17 protein-coding genes and 1 tRNA gene are annotated in these 19,149 nt (G+C 53.4%); 9 read left to right on the top strand and 9 right to left on the bottom strand.

Annotated elements, in window-relative coordinates; translation table 11 throughout:
- Window positions 1-296 precede the first annotated feature (296 nt).
- Entirely contained in the window at window positions 297-1,265 is a 969-nt protein-coding gene (locus tag ABVF61_RS18920; RefSeq protein WP_502949979.1) for a murein L,D-transpeptidase catalytic domain-containing protein, read from the top strand.
- A 51-nt stretch (window positions 1,266-1,316) separates the two neighbouring features.
- On the opposite strand, the gene ABVF61_RS18925 is transcribed toward ABVF61_RS18920, so the two are convergent.
- The 7 genes from ABVF61_RS18925 to ABVF61_RS18955 form a co-directional block, all read right to left on the bottom strand.
- Window positions 1,317-1,811 carry a VPLPA-CTERM sorting domain-containing protein gene (locus tag ABVF61_RS18925; protein WP_353995088.1) on the bottom strand — a complete coding sequence of 165 codons (495 nt, stop codon included), beginning with the start codon at window positions 1,809-1,811 and terminating at the stop codon, window positions 1,317-1,319.
- Window positions 1,812-2,119: 308 nt separating this feature from the next.
- Entirely contained in the window at window positions 2,120-2,533 is a 414-nt protein-coding gene (locus ABVF61_RS18930; protein WP_353995089.1) for a hypothetical protein, read from the bottom strand.
- A 231-nt stretch (window positions 2,534-2,764) separates the two neighbouring features.
- Window positions 2,765-4,060 (bottom strand): TRAP transporter large permease, encoded by a 1,296-nt coding sequence (locus ABVF61_RS18935; RefSeq protein ID WP_353995090.1) that lies wholly within the window; start codon window positions 4,058-4,060, stop codon window positions 2,765-2,767.
- The gene (locus tag ABVF61_RS18940; RefSeq protein WP_353995091.1) at window positions 4,057-4,620 is read right to left on the bottom strand and encodes a TRAP transporter small permease subunit; all 564 of its coding nucleotides are present in this window, start codon (window positions 4,618-4,620) and stop codon (window positions 4,057-4,059) included. The genes ABVF61_RS18935 and ABVF61_RS18940 overlap by 4 nt, the downstream gene beginning before the upstream one ends.
- A 54-nt stretch (window positions 4,621-4,674) precedes the next feature.
- Window positions 4,675-5,670 carry a TRAP transporter substrate-binding protein DctP gene (gene dctP, locus ABVF61_RS18945; protein WP_353995092.1) on the bottom strand — a complete coding sequence of 332 codons (996 nt, stop codon included), beginning with the start codon at window positions 5,668-5,670 and terminating at the stop codon, window positions 4,675-4,677.
- Window positions 5,671-5,714: 44 nt separating this feature from the next.
- On the bottom strand, window positions 5,715-6,368 hold the full coding sequence (locus ABVF61_RS18950; protein ID WP_353995093.1) for a GntR family transcriptional regulator: 654 nt from the start codon (window positions 6,366-6,368) through the stop codon (window positions 5,715-5,717).
- On the bottom strand, window positions 6,365-7,231 hold the full coding sequence (locus ABVF61_RS18955; RefSeq protein ID WP_353995094.1) for a dihydrodipicolinate synthase family protein: 867 nt from the start codon (window positions 7,229-7,231) through the stop codon (window positions 6,365-6,367). Before ABVF61_RS18955 ends, ABVF61_RS18950 begins: the two co-directional genes overlap by 4 nt.
- A gap of 90 nt (window positions 7,232-7,321) precedes the next feature.
- Here ABVF61_RS18955 and ABVF61_RS18960 point away from each other — a divergent pair, with 90 nt between their 5' ends.
- From ABVF61_RS18960 to ABVF61_RS18985, 6 genes are all read left to right on the top strand, one after another.
- A complete protein-coding gene (locus ABVF61_RS18960; RefSeq protein ID WP_353995095.1) occupies window positions 7,322-8,176 on the top strand; it encodes a carbohydrate kinase family protein in 855 nt (284 codons plus the stop codon).
- A 206-nt stretch (window positions 8,177-8,382) separates the two neighbouring features.
- The gene (locus tag ABVF61_RS18965) at window positions 8,383-9,804 is read left to right on the top strand and encodes an amidase family protein (protein ID WP_353995096.1); all 1,422 of its coding nucleotides are present in this window, start codon (window positions 8,383-8,385) and stop codon (window positions 9,802-9,804) included.
- 536 nt (window positions 9,805-10,340) lie between these two features.
- Window positions 10,341-11,708 (top strand): hypothetical protein, encoded by a 1,368-nt coding sequence (locus tag ABVF61_RS18970; protein ID WP_353995097.1) that lies wholly within the window; start codon window positions 10,341-10,343, stop codon window positions 11,706-11,708.
- Window positions 11,709-12,566, top strand: coding sequence for a DNA adenine methylase (locus ABVF61_RS18975; protein ID WP_353995098.1), 858 nt, complete (start codon window positions 11,709-11,711; stop codon window positions 12,564-12,566).
- Window positions 12,567-12,967: 401 nt separating this feature from the next.
- Complete coding sequence (locus ABVF61_RS18980) at window positions 12,968-15,532, top strand: toll/interleukin-1 receptor domain-containing protein (protein WP_353995099.1); 2,565 nt, start codon at window positions 12,968-12,970, stop codon at window positions 15,530-15,532.
- A gap of 97 nt (window positions 15,533-15,629) precedes the next feature.
- Entirely contained in the window at window positions 15,630-16,202 is a 573-nt protein-coding gene (locus tag ABVF61_RS18985) for a recombinase family protein (RefSeq protein ID WP_353995100.1), read from the top strand.
- A gap of 125 nt (window positions 16,203-16,327) precedes the next feature.
- Here the strand turns inward: ABVF61_RS18985 and ABVF61_RS18990 are convergent.
- A tRNA-Thr gene (locus ABVF61_RS18990) sits at window positions 16,328-16,402 on the bottom strand.
- 433 nt (window positions 16,403-16,835) lie between these two features.
- Between ABVF61_RS18990 and ABVF61_RS18995 the strand changes: the two genes are divergently transcribed.
- Entirely contained in the window at window positions 16,836-17,015 is a 180-nt protein-coding gene (locus tag ABVF61_RS18995) for a hypothetical protein (RefSeq protein ID WP_353995101.1), read from the top strand.
- A 167-nt stretch (window positions 17,016-17,182) separates the two neighbouring features.
- The gene (murA, locus tag ABVF61_RS19000) at window positions 17,183-18,472 is read left to right on the top strand and encodes a UDP-N-acetylglucosamine 1-carboxyvinyltransferase (protein WP_353995102.1); all 1,290 of its coding nucleotides are present in this window, start codon (window positions 17,183-17,185) and stop codon (window positions 18,470-18,472) included.
- An 85-nt stretch (window positions 18,473-18,557) separates the two neighbouring features.
- On the opposite strand, the gene ABVF61_RS19005 is transcribed toward murA, so the two are convergent.
- Window positions 18,558-19,031: a DUF3124 domain-containing protein gene (locus tag ABVF61_RS19005; protein WP_353995103.1), complete on the bottom strand. Its 474-nt coding sequence runs from the start codon at window positions 19,029-19,031 to the stop codon at window positions 18,558-18,560.
- Between the last annotated feature and the right edge of the window lie 118 nt (window positions 19,032-19,149).

A 19,149-nucleotide genomic window follows, 5' to 3' on the forward strand; every position in this document is an offset into this window, starting at 1 on the left:
GATCTGGTGCAAGACCGGGACCGCCATTTCTGACGCTCCTCGGCAACCGACCATCGTTGCTATTGCTTCCCAACTTGCACTAGGGCCTCAAAACTGTTCTTCTTGAAACGTGGCCGGTGAAGATTTGCGTTGCGATGCCGCTTGAGAGCATTTTTGCTCATTTGGTGTTGATCTGCCGGTTCTGAATTAGGGTTTGTTTTTTGAACCTGGCGCTGTGTGTCTGAAGAGCAGCGCCAATATCGCCTAAACCTTTCAGTCCGGCATTTGCTGGACGTGGTTCTGGGGAGAAGTGACCGTTGCCCAGATTTTGGACGCATCTGGCGATTGCGATCGCCCTCGTATTTACAGCACCGGGAGCGATGGCGCAGCAAAGCACCAAAATTCCCGCCTGGCTGCAAAAACATGTCGGAACCAAAGATGGACAAATTGCACCCATCGTTCTGCAGCGCGCGCGAGCGCATTACGAACGCAAACGGCGTCAGGGCAAAGTCAGAAATCCTTGTTATCTTGCCATGGACGCAACGCGTCCGAGCACGTCCCGCAGCGGCAAGCCGGGGCGCCGGTTTTACGTCATCTGTGAGCAAAGAAAGCTGTTCCGGGCGATTTCATCGGGCTATGGCAACGGACGAAAACTTCAGCGCGCGAACTTTTCCAACGGACGCCAGTGCGCCAGGAATTTCAGTAACGCAGAAGGCTCGAAACTGACCGCAGGCGGATCCTACGTGACGGCCGAAACAAGAACGTCCTTCAAAGGCTATTATCGCCAGTCCGGCAAAAGGAAGCCTTTTCATCGCACGTTCCTGCTGTTTGACGGGGAGGGCGATACGTCCAATGCCAGAGAGCGCGCGATCGGCGGACACCAGGCGGTTTATCTGAAGTGGCAGTGCCGCTTCAAAAATCCCAAAAGCCCTCATGCCGACAAGGATGGCTATGTTCCTTACGGCAAGCTGGTGAACTACACAGGTGGGCGCAGCAACGGATGTACAACCTGGTCGCCTTCAGCTTCTCGGGACATCCTGTCGCTGGTGAAAGGCAACCCGACAACGCTTTATATTTATCCCGAAGGACGTGACATCAATGCGGTTGCGAAGGCAGTCAAGAGCGGAAAGTCGCTCTCCAAAGCCGGGCTCTACTGGAACGCCACCTGTTTGAAGTCGATTGGTGCTCCGAAGTTCTGGCCGAAAAGACAATTACAGCCAATCATCAACGAATGGCGCCGTTCCCTGCCAAAACAGAAGCCGCTGGTGTTGCCGATCTGCAAATAGGCTTTCTTGCACGCCTGATGGCAGGGAAGACTTGGGCGCGTTGAGTCAAATTCACTTGAAACTGCGGCGACGCTTCAAACAGGCCAGGCCAAACATTCCTGCCGCAAGAAGCGGAAATGAGTAAGGCAACGGGACCGGTGTCGGCAGCTTGTTGAACTCCGGGGAACCGTCGACGGCCCCAGGCAACCCCATAAGAAATGCTGTGTCGTCAACTGTCGAAAACACAAGCAATGAGTCCGGCAACAGAGCCGATGCAAAGTCGGCAAAAATAATCTCGCCGCCAGAAACACTGAAACGATTGTCGATTACTAATGCGGCCGCGTCGTTCACATAGTCGCCGAGCCCGAAGCCGCGGGTATTGCTCTCAACAATGACGCTTTGGGCGGCCTGGTCAATGGTGTCGTCTTCCAACCCGTAGATCACGCCGGATACATCAAAAAAATCATTCGAAAATGAAAACGAGAAGTCGACAGGTGCGGCCGACGACACGGTGATGGAAAGAAAGCTCGCGAGCGCGGCGATCAGGTAAAGCTTTACGATTTTCATGCGAAGAACCCCTTCAGGTTTGCTGTTTTTGTCGAATTCAATGCGCACCGCAGAAGCGAAGTTTGCGAAGCGCCGGCCTCGTCTCAGCACAATGAGGACGCGTGTTGGATCTCCATCGGTTCAGTCGAGCAGAAAGACGGAAATGCATGTGCAACCAAGCGTCGGGCGACGGTGCTGGGTTAGAACGAGAACACGTACCGGCAGTATTCCGGTCCGGAGTTTTGATGTGTCACGCGCCCTCTGGATATCTTTGGTGTTCCGGGTTCAATGGGCCGCTTTTGCCTATTGAACAGGAGCGCCTGGCAGGCTCACATCAGGAAGTCGAAATCTGTAACAGTGGCCGAGCCGGAAAAATGATTGGATGAAACGGGATCCGGGTCGGCCTCGGTTTCAAAGTCGTCTGAAGCAGGCATCGCCAGCAAAGCGGGTTGCTCATCTTCCAGCCCCTCGAACATTGAGGCAGAGTGTCCCGACGAAGCGTACGCTAAATGAAATAGATCCGTTTCAATATCGGCAATATTGTCGTTCAGGCGAGTGTCAAAAATGAAATCAAATCCAGGGTCTGCATCAAAGTCGCGACCTGCGCCGGTTTGGATAACGCCTGTTTCGATACCTGCATAAACTTTTGAATTTTGACTGGCTTCGCTGAAAATATCCTTTTCACCAATGCTCGCACGGTTCCAACTATGAATACTTAGTACTCTGAGGTCTGCATCCGCCATCCGTTACTCCTAAATCGAAAGGGCAAATTTCTCCTTCCTTGAGTGCTGTGTTTAGGAGGTGTTCTTTTCGGCAGTTTGTGCGGAACGTGTCCGCCTTGTATCAATCGGAAATTAATTTGTATCGAGGCCTGCCTTGGGCTGTCTCCTGACGTGTACAGCGTGCGAAAGAACCCCGATGTGACGGGGGCGTTTCGGTTTTTTGCAGCCGAGACTTTCAATATGAAACACGTTTCAGCCCGCATACCCAAATGTTCGCGGTAGCCAAAGCACAAGTCCCGGAAACAGGATCAGCGCGGAGAGCGCCGCCAGCAAAACTGCCAGGAATGGCCAGATTTCCCGGATGATTTCGTTGAGCGGGATGCGGGTCACCGCGTTGATGACGAACAACAGGATCCCATAGGGCGGTGTGATCAATCCGATCATGCAGTTGACGACCGCCACCACACCGAAATGAACCAGGTCGATGCCGAGCTCACGGCATGTCGGTATGAACAGCGGAATGATCACGAGGATGATCGTCGTCGCATCCAGGACGCATCCCAGAAGCAGAAGCAGGATGTTGACCATGACCAGGAACATCAGCGGGTGGATGTCCAAACCCACCAGCTGCGCCGCCAGGAGTGTCGGAATGTTCTCAGAAGCAACGACATAGTTCAGGATCAGCGCGCCACCGATCACGATGCCCACCGCCGCGGAGGAACGTGCACTCTCCACCAGGATCTCGTAGAGCTTTCGCAGCGACAGGGCTCGATAGAACAGCCCTGCGAGGAGAAGCGCGTAAAAAGCGGCAACCGCGGCCGCTTCGGTCGGCGTCGTGACCCCGCCGTATATGCCATAGAGGAGGATCGCGGGCATCAGCAGGGCAGGGAACGCGTTGACCGTCAGCCGCGGCAGCTCGACAAGGGGCACCGCAGGTTCCAGCGCGAAACCTCTGCGATGCGAGAGCCAGATATTGAGCGCCATGAGAACAGCGCCCATCAGGAGGCCCGGAACAATGCCTCCAAGAAACAGATAGCCGATCGAGGTGTTGGAAACGAGCGCGTAGAGCACCATCGGGATCGAAGGGGGAATAATGGGTCCGATGGTGGCGGAAGCAGCGGTAATCGCTGCGGCATAGCCTCGGGTGTAATGACCGCTTTTGGTCATCATCTCGATAATGATCTTGCCAATCCCCGCCGCATCAGCCACGGCGGATCCCGACATTCCGGAAAAGATAAGAGATGCAACGATGTTGACGTGGCCGAGCCCGCCGCGGAAGCGGCCGACAAGGGCGATACAAAACTGCAGAAGCCGATCGCTGATCGTCCCTGCATTCATGATGTTCGCGGCGACGATGAACAAGGGAACAGCCAGCAAGACAAAGCTGGAATAAAGCCCGTCCATGAGCACTTTTCCGGCAAGACCAATGTCCTGTCCTGCCGCAAACAGATAGACAAGCGAGGACACCAGAATGGCATAGGCGATCGGTGCGCCGATGCCTGCCAGCAGAAACAGCGTCGCAAGGCACAGCAGAAACTGAAAACTCATTCGCTCTGCCTTTCGCCATCCGGGTCGGGGGTTTCCGGTACGCCATGGCGGAAGGCTTGCCAGACAAGCCAGAAGTAACGCGCCGAAACAGCGGCAAGAAACAGCATGTAGACCACATAAAGGTCGCGCATCCTGATCCAATCGCCGAACAGTGAGGACAGCGTCGCAGTCTTCTTGAGCCTTAAGATGTAGAACTTGGCCCAGGTGGGCTCGATCGAAACAGCAAGGCCAATGGCAATGCACAAACCGAAGACAATCACGAAGAGCCGACGTGTCTGCCGGCTCACCCGGCTGTAGAGGATATCGAAGCGCACATGGTCGCTTTCGCGGACCACAAAGGCATTGCCCCAGAAAACCAGCCAAAGCCATAAGACCAGGCAAAGTTCCAGGGTCCAGCCGAAGCGTGTCGGTTCCAAAAACGGAAGATAGTCAGGAAGCCATTCCAGGCGCGCCGAATAACGGATGAAAATCTGTAGGACGAAAGTCAGGAACATGACCGCCATCATGGCAGCCGCGACGGCCTGGGCCGTATGTTTGAGACCGTTTACAAACTGCTTCATGTGTGCTGTTCGCCAACTTGGGCAAGGGTGAAATCCACCCTTGCCCTTCATGGATCATTTGCCGAGTGCGTTGATCTGTTCCAGAACGCCGTCGGGCCAGGACGCCGCGAATTCCGAACCGACGTATTGAGACTGCACGTGGTCTCGGAAGGCTTTCAGATCCGGCTCATAGATCGCAAGACCCTTTTCTTCCAGGAACGATACCAGCTCGGCTTCTTTTTGCAGCTGGGCATTGCGGCCACTATCAGCGGCAGCTTCTGCAGCAGCCTGAACTTTCGCCTGCTGTTCAGGGGTGAGACCATCCCAGACGGCCTTTGAGAAGGCCACATAGTTCAGGTCCACCAGATGCGACGTCAGCGCAATCTGGTTGGTGACTTCGAAAAACTTGGCATCCACCACGGTTGGAAGCGGGTTGTCCTGTCCGTCGACGGAACCGGTTTGCAAGGCGGTATAAACCTCTGTGAAGGCCATGGGAGTCGGGTTTGCGCCCAAAGCCTTACCCAGGAACTGCCAGGCATCCGTGCCCGGCATGCGCAGGTTCACACCCGCCAGGTCAGCCGGCGTCATGACCGTCAGCTCATCCTTGCTCTGCCGCAGGTTGACGTGACGGCGGCCCAGATACATGACGGCGAGCAGCTTGATGCCCAGTTCGTCTTCCACCTTCTGCTTGAACGGGTCCATCAGCGGATCGTTGAAGACTCGCACCTGATGGTCGGCATCCTGATGCACATAGCCGGTCGCGAAAATCGAGAATTCGGGGAAGTACTGTGCGAGCTCCTGGGCGGACGCGATCGACATTTCCAGATCACCTGAAGCGATGGCTTCAAGCTCCGAGTTCTGCTTGATCAGCGACGCGTTGTAGTGCGGTTCGTATGTCGCAAACTCTGCGACTTCCGGTGCGAAGACTTCAGCCAGGGCCACGGAACGCTGGTCGGTTTCCGATGCCGGCGTCGACATGCGCAGCGTAACCTTGTCGTCAGCAACCGCGGATGCAGTCAATGCCAAAGCCGTCAATGCAGCTAAGCCATTTAGTAGAAAAGACGATTTCATTTTACTTCCTCCTCAGTCATTTGCGGTGTTTCCCGCATTCTTCGTCAAACCCCAAGGGCCCGGCGTTTTGCGCTGTCCACATGTGCATGAACAGCTTCAACCGTTTTCTCCACGTCGCGATTTTCAAGCGCGTTGATGATCACCAGGTGCTCGCTCATCACCGAGCCCACCAGCTCCGGCAGCATGCGCGTGTCGGAGTTTCTGATCAGGCGTATCTTGATTGCGTTCACGCGGTGAATGTCGGAGATGATCCGGTTGCCCAGAAAATCGATGACAAAATCATGGAAGGCCCAGTCCATGTGCTGAGCGCGCGCCAGCAGCTCCGGCGTCACACCCCGCTCGGCTTCCCTCAATGTCTTGCGATGTTCGCTCGCGATACGCGCGATCTCGGCGTCGGGCGCATTTCTACAAAAAACCGCGAAAGCCTCGCTTTCGATAATCCTGCGCAACTGGAAAGCGTTGCGGATCAGTTCAAGATCGATATTGAGAACCTGAAGACCCCGTTTGGGCACAGTGCGGATCAGACCATCGGCCTCAAGCCGGGGGATCATTTCGCGTATTGCGCCCAGAGGCATGCCCGTCAATTCGACAAGTTCGCGTTGGGACACGATCTGACCGGGCTGAATGTCACGCGAAAGGAGCTTTTCGGTGAAGCTGGAGTAAGCATCATCGCGGAGGCGGCGTTCGGACCTGCTCATGCGGCCAAGCCCCTTCCGGCCGCTGATAGGATTTTGGATTTCTGTTCCGCCGTTAGCCGGGTCAAGGGCGCTCGCATGTTTTCCCAGACCGGATCGTCCAATGCGTAAGCCAGCAGCACCTTCAGTGTCGGGATGATCGGCAGGGCGACGATACGCTCGACTGATTGTGAAAGCGTCGTGTCTTCGGTGGCCGTGTCAACGACGTTGCAAAGCCTTTCCGGATAGAGATTGGCAACGCCCGTTATGGATCCGACACAGCCCATGGCAACGGCCTTGTGCAACAAGCGCTCGTCGCCAACCAAAACCGGCACGGACTTTCCGGCCAACAGCTTTTCCGCGTTTGCCCAGTCCCCGGAACTGTCCTTGATGGCAATGATCCGTTCAGGATGGGTTTCCTTGAGACGCCAGGCGAGGGATGGAGAAACGCCGACGCCTGTAACCTGCGGAATATTGTAGAGAATGATCCCGGCTTTCGGATCGCTCATGGCGAGAAGCTCGGAAAACCATTGAAAGACGCCATCTTCCTCGGCATCGCTGAAATAGTAGGGTGGAGGCACCAGAAAACGGGTGATGCCCGCGCGGAGCCCTTCATCGATTTGAGCGGCAACATCCGCTGTTGCCGATCCATAGACCCCCAACACGATACGGCTGCCGGAGACGCCGGTCTCGACAAGGGCGCTGATACCGGCAGGCCGCTCACGGAGGGAAATCGAAGCACCTTCACCCGTCGTGCCAAACAAGGTTACGCCGGACACGCCCCGGTCGATGACCGAAGCAGCATGGGCGGCAAGCCGGTCCCCGTCGATCGAGCCATCAGCCGCGAACGGAGTCAGCAAGGCTGTCAGAATGCCGAATTGTGTCATTGGTTTCCCTAGCGTGAATTTTCCTATAATACATGACATTTTAATTATGTATAGACTAACATGTTACAGATTGGACTTGGAGGATCCTTGATGCCAGCCGTCATCTGTGCGGGATTGATAACTGTGGACGCGGTATACGACCTGGAGGCCTTTCCGGAGGAAGGCAGCAAAGTGAGGGCGCGCACCGCACGGCTCCAGCCCGGTGGCGGCGCATTGCTGGCAGCAACGACAGTTTCAAAACTGGGCGGCACGGCACGTTTGGCAGGAGCGATTGGAGACGATCTGTTTGGTCAGTTTCTTCGCGGCCAAATGGCACTTCGTGGGATTGATGACACGCTTGTTCAAACTCTTAAGGGAGAGACCACAGCTCACTCAGCGGTGTTCGTCACCGCGGACGGAGAGCGCACCATCGTCAATCAAAGGTCGGATCGATTGCTCGAAATAGAGTTGATGGCCGATCTCCCGGATTATGACGCGGTCCTGGTGGACACCCGCTGCCAAAATCTGGTGAGAAGGCTCTTTCAGCAGGCGCAAAGGGAGGGGAAGCCCTCGGTCCTGGACGGCGAGGCTCCCGTGCCGCGCGATCTGTTGCCGTTGGTCAGCCATCTTGCACTTTCCGAGCAGGGGTTGGCTGATTTTGAGGGCACATCGCTGGCCGAGATTGCAGCGCAAAACCAATTCTGGGTGTGCGTGACACGCGGGGCGGAAGACGTGGAGCTTCACGATGGAAGCCGGTTTACCCCACCGCGCGTGACACCCCTGGATACGTTGGGAGCCGGGGATGTCTGGCACGGTGCCTTTGCCTTTGCATTGGCGAAGGGGCTCAACGAGCCGGAGGCCGTTGAGTTTTCAAACGCGGCCGCGGCACTGTTCGTGTCACGAACCGGGGACGCGCGATTTCCGACCAGCCGAGAAGTTGAAGATGTGTTGCAAACACAGAGATGAAAGCGGAGGCGCGACCGGTCTGGATTCGCTTTGACGAAAAGGGAAAATTCAAAGGAAAGACGCTGCCGTTCGCGGCAGGAGTGATGCACCACAGCACCATCCGCATTGTTGTTGCCGGTCGACTGCTATAAGACCAAAAGGATAGCGTTCATGATTTCTCGCTGACCACTGAGCATGCTGTTTGCATGCAAAAGGACCCCTGACACATGGCAGAAAAACCAATCTGGCAATGGAGCGCGAGCGAACTCGCGGATCGGGTTGCAAATCACGATGTCACGGCCGAGGTCGCCGTGACCGCGACGGTGGCCCGCATGCGTGAGGTGAACGGGCATCTCAACGCCGTGGTCGACGATCTGGGGGACGAGGCGATTGAGCGTGCAAGCGGTCTTGACGCTGTGCTCAAGGAATCCGGTCCGGTCGGACCACTCCACGGTGTGCCGGTTACCATCAAGATCAATGTCGACCAGAAGGGCAAATCAACCTCGAACGGCGTCAAGGCATTCAACGACATTGTCGCGCCTGCAGATGCGCCGTTTGTCAAAAACCTGACCGACGCCGGTGCCGTGGTCATCGGCCGGACGAACACACCCGAATTCTCCTTCCGTGCGACGACGACCAACGAATTGCACGGGCGCACCTTCAATCCCTGGAATGACTGGGCTTCCTCCGGCGGTTCGTCCGGAGGCGCGTCGACCGCCGTAATGAGCGGGATGGGCCCGATCGCACATGGCAATGACATTGGCGGATCCTTGCGCTTTCCCTCTGCGGCAACAGGTGCGGTCACCGTCAAGCCGGGGCTTGGACGTACGCCTGCATGGAACCCTTCGCAGAGTGCGGAGCGCGGCCTGCTCGCACAGCTGATGTCGGTACAGGGCGTCATTTGCCGCGAGGTGCGCGACGTCCGTCTCGCGATGAAGTCCGTGATAGCCTATGACCCGAACGATCCCTGGCAGGCCCCGGTGCTGTTTGAGGGCCCTGCATTGGAAAAACCGATAAGGGTCGGCTTCACCAAAAACACCTATCAGTTTGATGTCCATCCGGCGATTGTTCAGGCCCTTGAAACAGCACGCGATTGCCTGGTGGATGCCGGATATGAGGTCGTTGAAGTCGAGACGCCCGACATCAGCGAGATTGGCGAAACGGGCTACCGCGCCTTGATGGGTGAGGTCAGCGTCCTGATGCTGGACGATATTCGCAGGCATGGCAGCAGCGAAATCAATCGGATGTTCGACGAGTATTTTGAACTCTTTCCGCCCTTTGAGAAAGAGGAACTGCTGCGCCAGATGGCAAGGCGGTCCTTTTTCATACGCCAGTGGAACCTTCTCCTGGAACACTATCCGATTGTTTTGACCCCGTTTCTGCCATCTCCGACCTACTCCTGGAACCGGGATGCGGAAGGAAAGGACGGCATCATGGAAGTGCTCGGATGCGGGATCTGGTCCTTCGCCATGAACTACATGGGCCTTCCGGCAGGCATCGTCTCCCCCCGCATACACGACGGACTCCCGGTCGCCGTCCAGATCGTCGGACGCCGCTTCCGCGAAGACCTGATCCTCGACGCGCTGGAAGCCGTGGAGACCCGCGTTGGCGTCATGGCTCAAAAGCTGTTCGAGCGGGAAACACTGTAAGCTTCCGCGAAGCCAAAGCTCCGTTGAATAATCCGGAGGAGATGACGAACGCTTCCGAATTTGCATCCCGGTTCAAGTGCTTGGATTAAGCCGCGATGAACCTGTCTGCGACATTCAAAGAAATTGTCGCTTGGGGGAGCGGTTTCCTCGCAACTCTTGAAAGAAGCGCAAATTCATTGCGCGCGCCCAAGAAAGAAATTCATGCGGGATTTTATGGTGCGGCCGGAGAGATTTGAACTCAGGATTTGGCAGTCATACCGACTTGATTTCAAACAGTTTTTTTCTTTGTCCTGATTGCCCTGTGTACCACCACTGGGGACCAGCTAAGTCACTTAGTCTTGCAGATTTGTATGTCGATGTGAAGCTAGCAGTTTCGCCTTTCAATCATGCCAATGCTGTTCGCAAGAGCTTTGCCGCTTGGAGTACTATTTCAAAACCCAAATTAACCAGAAGGCGCACTGCGCATGAATGCAACCGTCTTGCAACTAAATGTCTTTTGATGTCTAGTGACGAGCGTAAGGTTCGGGAGGCGCAAGTTGTTCGCAAAGTTCAAATATGAGCGTATAGCTCTATCACTTATCAAATTGGACGAGAAGAACCCCAGAATTGTCACTCTTGAGCACTTGAAGTCCCAAGAAGCAATTGTCGAATATTTGTTTGAGCATGAGGCGCTTTCCGCATTCCTCAAAAAAATTGCTACCGAAGGTAGGAACCAAGGAGCAGAGCGGCCTTACATTGTAAAATCTGGCAAAGAGTATGTGGTTGTCGAGGGTAATACGCGGATCGCAGCATACAAGCTCCTAACCGGACAACTGAAGCCACCTGAGCATTATGCTAGCGCGGTGCCGCATTTACCCGGGCCGATACGGGACGAATTGCTAAGCGTTGATTGCACCATAGCGCCCTCGCGCGATGCTCTTCTCCCGATAATGGCTGCTGCGCATTTTGGTCTGGGGGATAAGAGTAAGTGGGGTTATTTGGGTAGCAGAAAAGCGGTCTATGACGAATGGAAGGGAGGAAAGAGCATCGCGCAGCTCGCAACTGCATTTGATCGAAAGAAGGGTCAAATAAACGATCTCATTCTTGAATACAAGCTCTACCTTGCAGCTCTCAAGTTCGACTGGACGCCGGCGGAAAAGCAAATCCTCACTGATCCTGCAGTCGAGTTTAACCCACCCGTCCGATTCCTCCAAGGCACCGGTCACAGATCGGCAATAGGGATAGAACTGGACCGTGTGAATCATGCGATTAATTTTGAAGACGAAGAAGCAAAGGCGAAGTTCAGGCATCTAGTGAAAAAGCTTGTAATTAGCTCTGAAAAAGGTTTTGGAGCTACTTCGTCTTATAAGGATGTGTTTTCTGACTATCCGGGTGCCAAACCGGAATCCGACGATACAGCTCAGAGCGGTGCTGACGGGTCTAATGGAAGTCCTGGCGCGGACGATAAGAGCCAATCGGAAAACAACCAAAAACCGGGTGACAAAAGTTCAGAAAAGCCAAAAGCACCAAAGCTGACAGCAGGTGCCCTTTTCAACTATCCCGTCACAGCGAATAATCTTCTACTAAAACAACTGATGAAAGAGTGTAAGGCAATCAATGCTAACAAGCTTCCAGCTTCCGCAACCGCATTATTGCGAAGCACTATTGAGGCGATATTGAAAACAATCATCGAGGATCAAGGGGCTAATCCAAAGAGAAATCTTCTAAGTCTCGAGACGGCTCTGGATATTTGCTTGGGTAATACTGTGCAGCTTGGTGTAGATGACCGAAAGATATTGAAGGAATTCAAGAAGAATCATCTCGACTATGTTAATCTGGGTGCCCACGCTACAGTGGTGCCAAATGCGTTGCGTTTAATGGCCGCTCGCGATTGTGTTGACCAGTTTGTAATGAGGAACATTTGAATGCTTACCTCTCCACTAAGGTATCCAGGTGGGAAGGCGAAACTTTTTCATTTCTTCACAGAGACGATTAAGTGTAATTCGTTGTTTTCAAAGACTTATTGTGAACCCTATGCAGGAGGCGCTGGGCTGGCGCTAAAACTGCTATCCTCAGGTTTCATCGACAGTGTCGCACTCAATGATATCGACGAAAGCATTTTTGCTTTTTGGCACTCGGTTCTTCGTCGTCCAGACGACTTTTGTGAATTAATCCAACGGACACCTATAACAATTGAAGAGTGGTATCGCCAAAAGTCAGTTTGGGAGTCGCGAGATCTCTCATGTCCATTGTCGCTTGGTTTTGCTGCGTTTTTTTTGAATCGTACGAACAGATCAGGAATAATTGAGGGTGCAGGTCCAATCGGTGGATATGAGCAAGCCGGGGCTTGGAAACTAGATGTAAGGTTGAATAAGGACCAGCAGATAAAAAATATCGAGAATTTAAAGTGTTTTAGTTATAAGATTGATGTAACAAATTCTGATGCTTTGAACTTCACAAAGAAGAAACTGGAATCTAAGGATACTTTTTTGTATTTAGATCCTCCATACTATGTAAAAGGTAGTAAATTATACAGGAATTTCTACAATCATCAGGATCATGAGAACATACATGATATGCTTCTTAATTCCCGAAACGGATTGTGGGTCGTTTCATATGATGACGTTCCGCAGATTCGTGAAATTTACGGAGAATTTAGCCCAGTTAGCTATTCACTGCACTACAGCGCAGGCAAGAAAACTACTGGTCGAGAGATCATATATTTCAGTGATAAACTAGTTCCGCCATTGGTGGAGGGTTTCGAGCCAACCCTAGCCGCATGAAACGCTTCCAAATCTGATCCCTGTCGCGAGGGGCTTCGTAGGCTCTCTGTTACAGCTGGGGATACAAAGGCGTCTTCCCTACTGCTCAGGTTTCTCAAGGCGCTGATCGTAATTTGTGACCTCTTGATGAAGCGATCTTGTACTTCGGCTGCCACCTTCAACTCCCTGCCGCTTTCGAAGTTTCATTCTGGAAAACTTGGCTAGAAAAGCTGAAACTGAATTTGATAGACAACTAAGGTTCGAGGACATAGCTTGGGAAGCCTTGGCAATGAAATCTACAAACTGTGTTCAGTGTTTGCAGTCATTGGACTGTAGCACCTTTTTGTGTTGCAGTTGCCTGATTTCCCAGCAACTATTCGTTGTTGTCAATACTCGGCACCCACGAATTGAGCAGTAAAAACATGTCAAATTTCTCCGGGACCATATTCTTATCTCATGCCAGCGCAGATAAGGCCTTTGTTGAAACAATTTACAAGAAACTTGATGCATCAAGTGCATTTTACGACATCAAAACGATAAACCCAGGTCAAGATTTTATTGACGCAATGAAATCAGGCGTGGGCTTAAGCAGCTTGTTTGTACTATTCCATTCCCCCAATACAAGAAACACTTGGGTCGAATTTGAGACAAAACTAGCCGAATTCCACAACGCATCTACTTATAACAGCAGAGTTCTAGTGTGCCCTATCGGTGGAGCAACCTATCACTCATTGCCCGATTGGTTGAAATCATTCATGACGACATCTGAAGCACACAGTGCGTCAGATATTGCGCGAACCATCATTTACTTGCAGCAAAACGCTGTTGACTCTTCTCTAAAACTGAAAACAAAAGTAGTTGGTCGGGAAGAGATACTCAACAAAGTACATCTCGCAACTATCCAAGCTATTCCCAAAACTGGCCACCCAATACAGCACATTGTCCTGTCGGGTATCGTTGGGATGGGAAGGACGACAATTGCCAAAGAAATTATCAAAAAGTCCTTCTCAAACATGCGGAGTGCAGGACCCATTTTTGATCTTCCCGACATGGCGGAGGCGGTAGATTTCTATATCGCATTGAAGCAAGACATTGATGGCTTGATGGACAAAGGCGAACTATCAAGACAAATTGAAGCATTCTCACCTCTCAGTCCAAATGAGCAAGCAGAGATAATCGCAAATCAAGTTGCTCACTGGTCTGAATTGAACCAACCTATTGTATTTAAAACACGTTGGGGTCTCAGAGATAGGAGCAGGCATCTAAAGCCGTGGCTTGACCACTTCTTCGAATTTACGAAAAAGCAATCGGGTCTCCGCACAGTTTTTGTTTCAAATCGCCGGCTGCCTGATGAAGAGATCGCATCTCGACCGAATGTCGAACAATTTCAGGTCGAAGAGCTTAGTGAGACGGATGTACAGATAATTCTGCATGAGCTTATCGAGTCAAGATACTACGATGCGCAGAAAGCCTCGGGTGTCTCATCTTTGATTAATGGGCATGCCGCAACCGCGCACTACACAGCTTTTCTGATTAATTCAGGCAGAAATACAGATCTATTAGTCGCTAATCCGGACCCAATAGTTGCGTTCCAAAGCAGAGCTCTTCGCAACATTTTCAGTGGGTCATTAGTAAGCGAAACGCAGCTTCAAGTACTCGCACTACTTGGGGTCTTCCCAAAGCTGTCTTTTAGAACACTTGAGAGTGTCTTGAAAGTAGATAAGAAAACACTCTCGCAAGAAGTTATGGAACTAATTGATTTCTCTTTGGTTCAAACAGTCGATGCAGAATTTTTTGGTTGTCCCGATATTGTTGGAACGCACTCTCGCCGTGACCTCCAATCAGTGAGTGCACCATTGTTAAGTAAAGTGAAAAGGCAAATTGAGGAAGACATCGAGGCAGGTGAAGCGGACTCTCAACTCATCACAGCTCTGTTGATTGCTACTGTCGAAGAGGCAGGTGAAATCCCAAATGAATTAATCGTACTGCTAACTAGCTCATCGCTCTTAGCCATCGTTGCTACTCAGTTTGACAGACTGAGATCTAATTTACAGAAAAATCGTGAAGGGTTTGAGGCAATATACAAAATGGCCAAGTTGGCTATGGAGATGCGTGTTTCGGACGACGCAGTCGAGCAAATTCTGTTTACAGGCGGGGATAGCGCGATACGCGCAGGAATCTACCCAGAAGACATAATTGCATACATGGAAAGCAATGCTTTACCTGCAGTTTACTACCTGAAAGGCAGTTACGCATTCCACGTAGAAAAGAACAATGAAAAGGCTATCCAAAACCTGAAAACTGCCCTTTCCTCTAAACATTTCAAACTCCGCAATACAAGGTTGTTGGTTCGAGCTTACATCAGAGAACGGAAGTTTTCTTATGCACTGGATGTACTAGGTGATTTAACAAGCCATCAGTTACAACGAGAAAGTGGCCTTCTCATTCTGAAAATCCGGGCACTAAGAGGGCTGCGGCTTTTTGATGAAGCTTCCGCGATTGAAGAGATGTTGGAATCCCGCAAAGATGAATACGGTGAAATACCTTTGTTCAATGCAGGAAAATTTCTTCGAGAAATGAGATTAACACTAGCTATGGAACAAGTGGCTGACGCGAAAAAGGCGCCTAAAGTAAACTTATTTAGCTGCCAGCTTATGGAATGCGCCATACGAATTGAAGATGGCGACCCTTCTCTTTTACCCGCAACCGTCGAGTATGCAAACTCAGTAAGCCGAGGCTACGACGCTCTACAACTACAAGCCAGACACGCAGTTGTCCAAGGTCGATGGGCGGACGCAGAAAAATTCTTGGCGAAGATTGAGCGCAAAGACTATTTCGATCTGCAAATTGAGAAACGCTGTCTAGAACAAAAAATGGCAGATGTAACTATCGTGAGAGATGCTGCAGCGTTGGATGAGTGCAAGAGAAGACTTGACGAAGTTGCAGTGCAAAGTGCTACCTCGCCTGAGGGCTTTCGAGACGCGTAAAACGCACTCTCAAACATACTCACAAAGGATAGGTTCTGAGACTAACTATTGACATGTCTCATAAAGATATTCTCGATTTATCTGAAGAGTTATGAGAATGGCGTTGGTAGGGTATGCACGAGTTTCCACTCTGGGCCAGTCATTGGATGTACAGAAGGAGAAGCTTGAGTGTATCGGCGTCGACAAGCTTTTCGAGGAGAAGCGTTCGGGTGTCGATGCGAACCGTCTTGCACTAAAGCAGTGCCTTGAGTACCTGCGTGAGGGCGACACCATGGTGAATTCGCGGATCGACCGGCTTGCACGTAGTGCTGAAGACCTCCTGAGGATTGTCAGGGAGCTTGAGGACAAGGGAGTGTCCATCAGAGTGCTCGATCAGTCAATCGACACTCGGGATGCAGCCGGGAAGGCCTTCCTCGGTATGTTGGCTGTGTTTGCGGAGTTCGAGAGCAACATCCGCAAGGAACGTCAGATGGACGGCATCGCCAAGGCTAAGGCCAAAGGGACAAAGTTTGGACGGAAGGCCGCGCTTACACCCGAGGTGATCGCTGACATCAGAGCGATGCGTGAGAAGGATGAGCGCACGGTGCCAGAGATTATGACCAAGACCGGGTTATCCAAAGCGACAGTCTATCGAGCGCTCGCAACACGGGAGGCCCACAGGGACTCATAGGGATCCCGTGGAGAGGTGTTTGGCTCATCAGGTCAATCGCCAAAGAGTCGTGCTCGCCGACGATGGTTAGCTCTTCTTTTGATGAGCGGAGAGACTATTTTTTTGTTGCTTCCACTGGGAAACGATGGTGCTGCCGGAGAGATTTGAACTCTCGACCTCTCCCTTACCAAGGGAGTGCTCTACCCCTGAGCTACGGCAGCGAGCGGGTGTTACCCGAGGCGCATCTGACGTCGAACCGGCTATTTTACAAGCTGTTTTTGAGACGTGTGCGCGGTGCCGATCAGCGTCGCCGACCGGAATGAGGGGGCTTGTGCCACAAGAGCCATTGGGACGCAAGCGGTGAATCGGTTTTTTTGGCATGCTTCCCCATGAACGGGACGTGGAATTTTCGTCGCATGATCGGGCACGATTTTAGCGGGCATTTCCCGGAAAAAAGGGGGCTGTGGATAGCGTGTCTCGGTTGCGGGAACCAGTGGCGCAGAAACGGCGGCGGTGCGCGTTTGCTAGTGTCAGGTTTCAGGGCCGGCATCGCGGCCGGCACCGGTTTCTTGCGCAACGAGGCACGACCGGCTTTTCAGCCGGGCACGTGCTTGGTAAAACGGCGAGACTTTCGACAAGGCCTACGGCGCGATGATGAGCGAAAAAGAACATAAAAGCCAGGAGCTTCGCAAGGATGACGAGTGCGCGGACAACAATCAGCGCAATGGCGGTCAAAAGGCATCGGCGCCGTCAAGGGAAGACCGGCTGGCCGAGGCCTTGAGGGCAAATCTGCGCCGCCGCAAGAGTGCTGCGAAGACCCGTCAGAAGGACTGAGAAAGCAGGGACAGGCTTCGCGGGCAAGCGCGGTGCCCTGAAATCGCCGTCTGAGTGGCATCGCCTTGCCTTGCATGGGTCACAACTTGTGTGTAGACCGCAAGTTTGATGTGCATTTCTTCGATGGGACGGCCGCAAGGACGCGGCCCCGGGTTTGGGGTTTACATATGGACAGTATCAAGGTCGTCGGCGGCGCCGAACTCAAGGGTGTCATTCCGATTTCGGGCGCTAAGAACGCGACTCTCCCGCTGATGATTGCCTCGCTGCTGACCGATGAGACCCTGACGCTCTCGAATGTCCCGCGCCTGCGCGACGTTGCGCAGCTGATGCAGATCCTGTCCAACCATGGCGTTGATTATTCCGTGAACGGCAAACGCAACGGTCAGGATCAGCTTGCCGGCCAGACGCTGAACCTCACCGCACGGGAAATTGTCGATACGACAGCGCCCTATGAGCTGGTGTCCAAGATGCGTGCCAGTTTCTGGGTCATCGGGCCTCTGGTCGCACGCATGCACGAAGCCCGCGTGTCTCTGCCAGGTGGCTGCGCCATCGGCACGCGTCCGGTCGATTTCTTCATCGACGGGCTTGCGGCGCTCGGCGCCGATATCGAAATCGAGGGCGGTTACGTTGTGGTCAGGGCTCCTGGTGGTCTGAAGGGCGCACGTGTCGAATTCCCGAAGGTGTCGGTCGGCGCAACACACACGATCATGATGGCAGCCACGCTTGCAGACGGTGAAACGGAGCTTGTCAACGCCGCGCGTGAACCCGAAGTGGTGGATCTTGCCCTTTGCCTCAAGGCCATGGGCGCCAGGATCGAAGGCGAGGGCACCTCGACCATCCGGATCCAGGGCGTGCCGCGGCTGCACGGTGCACACCATGCCGTTGTTCCGGACCGGATCGAGACCGGCACCTACGCGATGGCCGTTGCCATGACGGGCGGTGACGTCCTCTTGCAGGGCGGACGTTCGGACCTCCTGGAAACAGCGCTGGATACGCTCCGCCAGACAGGGGCGGATATCACCCAGACTGCCGAAGGACTGAAGGTTTACCGAAACGGCAATGGCATTCAGGCTGTGGATGTTTCTACAGAACCGTTTCCCGGTTTCCCGACCGATCTTCAGGCCCAGTTCATGGCGCTGATGACCAAGGCCAGCGGGACAAGCCGGATCACCGAGACGATTTTTGAAAACCGCTTCATGCACGTCCAGGAACTGGCCCGGCTCGGGGCGCAGATCCAGGTGGATGGCCGGACCGCGACAATCGAGGGCGTCCCGACACTGCGCGGCGCACCTGTCATGGCGACAGACCTCAGGGCGTCTGTTTCTCTGGTGATTGCCGGCCTGGTTGCCGAGGGCGAGACGACGGTCAACAGGGTCTATCACCTCGACCGCGGGTTCGAACGGCTGGAAGACAAGCTGACACGCTGCGGCGCGAATATCGAACGCATTTCAAGCTAAGACGGTCTGGCAGTGCTTGTGTCTTTTTGAGTGGGCGCAGACGAGGGTGATGAAGTGCCCAGCCTCGGCTGAATGCTACCAGCGTTTACAGCGATTGCCGCTTGATCACCCGGCCCCTTGAGACAAAGGACGGGCCCGGGCCGCCGCTGCCGCTGGTCATGATCGCTTCCGCGATCGGGCTCAGGACCGGTGCATTTGCTGTCCAGACCACGATAAAATTGGCTCCGACGCCGCCGGTTGTGTCGTTGATTGGAATAAGAACGGTTTTGGATTGCAACGGGGCGAGTTCCAGCGGACTTTCCAGAAGGCTGCGCAGAAGTGTTCCGTTCTCGTCGTGATAGTCGACCTGTGTGAGTGTGAGCGGCGCCTCCGGATCGACATTGTGAACGGCGAGCGTTGCGGCAAGCAGATCAGAGCGGTTGGGATGCGAAAAGATCCGTGAATAGGCCGGAACGTAGATTGTCTCACCCAATCCTTTCTGAATAGCATCCTGTGCAAAGGCGGATGGTGCCAGAAGCGCACACACGAGCAGGAAAAGACCGGATGGTTTCAGAAGCATGATCATCTCGCATAAGGTGACATGTTGAACTACGGGCACTGTCCTAAATACACTGCGGTATTGCAAGGACATGTCCACGGCATGTCCGGGCCGTTGGGAACGCTGACCAGGGAAACAC

This window comes from Roseibium sp. HPY-6, from assembly GCF_040530035.1.
GTDB lineage: Bacteria > Pseudomonadota > Alphaproteobacteria > Rhizobiales > Stappiaceae > Roseibium.